Genomic DNA, 2,087 nt, shown 5'->3' with positions numbered 1-2,087 from the left:
GCTTTTGCAGAGGCTTTTTTATATTTATATAAAAAATAAAAAATAAATTAATAATTCTTTAAACTTTATGGCGAAAGTGATAGTCAAAATACTGAGAACAAAAAAAGGAAACATAGATTTATTTGTTTATAAAAGCAGAAAACCTCTTTATTACTTCCGACTCTCGCAAAGTTACAGAAGACAATAAAAAGAAAAACTGCAACAACATTATTAACTCTCTCCTTTTTTATTTTCATATATCAAACCAGCCTTATAATGAATGATCGGCTGGTAATAACTCTCCCTTTTGTAAGAGGCCCTTTTAGAGGGCTTCTTTTAATTTACTTTTTATTTTTTAACAAAGGAAGAGAGTAAAAATTCAGAATAAACTATAAAAGGAGTTGAGAATATGGAAATAATCGGAAAAGGATTTAAAATAAAGAACAGAGATATAATAGGGGAACTGGATGTGGATATAAAGATGAAAATGACCCTAGAAGACCTGAGGATACTATCCCGATATCTAGAGGGGGAATTTTTAAACGGTATGGAAAGCATCATAATGGACCTGGAGGATGAGGGGGATCAGGAGGAGCTTCTTTATTATGAAAAACTGAAAACAATACTGGAAGACATGACTGACGGGATATATAGGGGACTCGTAGATACTGAGAAAATGATAATAGGTGAGCTAAAGAATCATGAGATAGATGAGGATGAGATAATAGAGCTCATGGCTGAGGATGAATATGATAAAGAAAGAATAGAGAATATATATATGGCAATGAGTGATCTCAACAGGGAGGAGAAGGAAGCTCAGGAGATATTTGACAAACTTGATATTTACGGGAAGATGATACTGAGCAAAATCAAAGAATCCGGAGAAGATTTTTATATGCCGCTGGTTTTTAAGTTTTTCTGGTTTCTCTACGACTCTATGGACAGGTCTGGAGAAGTAGTGTTTACAGAGAATTCCCTTGAGGAGCTTCTTGACCTGGACAGAGACGGTTTAGAGGTATTTTTGGATCAGATGTCAAATATAATAGTCAAAGTCGGAAATCAGACAGGAAGTCTTATAGAGTATTTTAGTTTCTTAAATGACAGCACTATGAAGGTAGAGTACAATCTTTTTGCGGTAAATCCGAGAAAATATATGATACTGAATCATGAATTTGAAATAGGAAAACCAGAAGATATAGAGATTAAGATTATTTAAACAGGGGAGATGATTTTATGCAAAATGAGATAGTAAATATTATGGCGGAGTATGGGGATACTGTTTCTGTCTATGCAAAGAATCTCTCGGATAATAAGGTACTAGTCTCTCACAGGTGCAATAAAGTATTCCGGTCTCCCACTGTAATGAAGGTAATGGTGATGGTAGAGGCCTTGAAGCAGATAGAGGACGGACAGTATAAACTAGATGACAGGATAGAGATAAAAGAGAAGGGGATCTCTTATCTAAGTCTTATAAGAGACCTGTCAATAAGTTCTTATACCTTAAAAGATCTAATAGTTCTCATGATGACGGCCAATGATTATATAGCTATAAATACCCTCTTAAACCTTTTTGGAATGGAGAGTATAAACAAAAGGGCAGAAAGAATGGGTCTTATAGACACAAAGGTTCAAAGACTTATGCTGGATTTTGATGCAATTGAAAAAAACAGGGAAAATATTACCAGTATAAGAGATATGTCCAATATTCTGGAAAAAATATATAATAAGTCTGTATTTAAAAATCTGGAAGTAAGCAACTTTTCAGTGGAGATGCTTAAATATCAAAGGGTAGGAAGGGGTATAAGAAATTATATTCCAGAATGGAAGACTACATACAGAAGCGGTGAGCTGGGAGATTTCTACCATGATATTGGGATTGTTTTTTTGGAAAATGCTAACTTTATTTTGGGAATTTTTGTGGACGATGCCCTAGATCCTCTAGAAGCTCTGGAGATAATCTCCAGGATAAAAAAAGCTTTTTTGAAAAATGTAGCTCAAGGTGTTGGGTGAAGTACTGAATTTCTATGGTGTTACTTTTCTCTTGACAGAAAAGTAACCAAAAGGTCAAGGCTGTGAAAAATAAGCTAAATAACCTTGAAAATCCAAGG

At 34.4% G+C, this 2,087-nt stretch carries 2 protein-coding genes; both read left to right on the top strand.

What is annotated here, in order from left to right; genetic code table 11:
* Positions 1-388 precede the first annotated feature (388 nt).
* Positions 389-1,195 carry a hypothetical protein gene (locus tag ABZA26_RS13635; protein ID WP_372715044.1) on the top strand — a complete coding sequence of 269 codons (807 nt, stop codon included), beginning with the start codon at positions 389-391 and terminating at the stop codon, positions 1,193-1,195.
* Positions 1,196-1,212: 17 nt separating this feature from the next.
* Positions 1,213-1,989 (top strand): serine hydrolase, encoded by a 777-nt coding sequence (locus ABZA26_RS13630; RefSeq protein WP_372715043.1) that lies wholly within the window; start codon positions 1,213-1,215, stop codon positions 1,987-1,989.
* The last annotated feature ends 98 nt before the right edge of the window (positions 1,990-2,087 follow it).

Source organism: Ilyobacter sp. (assembly GCF_041583315.1).
In the GTDB taxonomy this organism is placed as follows: domain Bacteria; phylum Fusobacteriota; class Fusobacteriia; order Fusobacteriales; family Fusobacteriaceae; genus Ilyobacter.
This window is presented reverse-complemented; position numbering and strand designations above follow the sequence as displayed.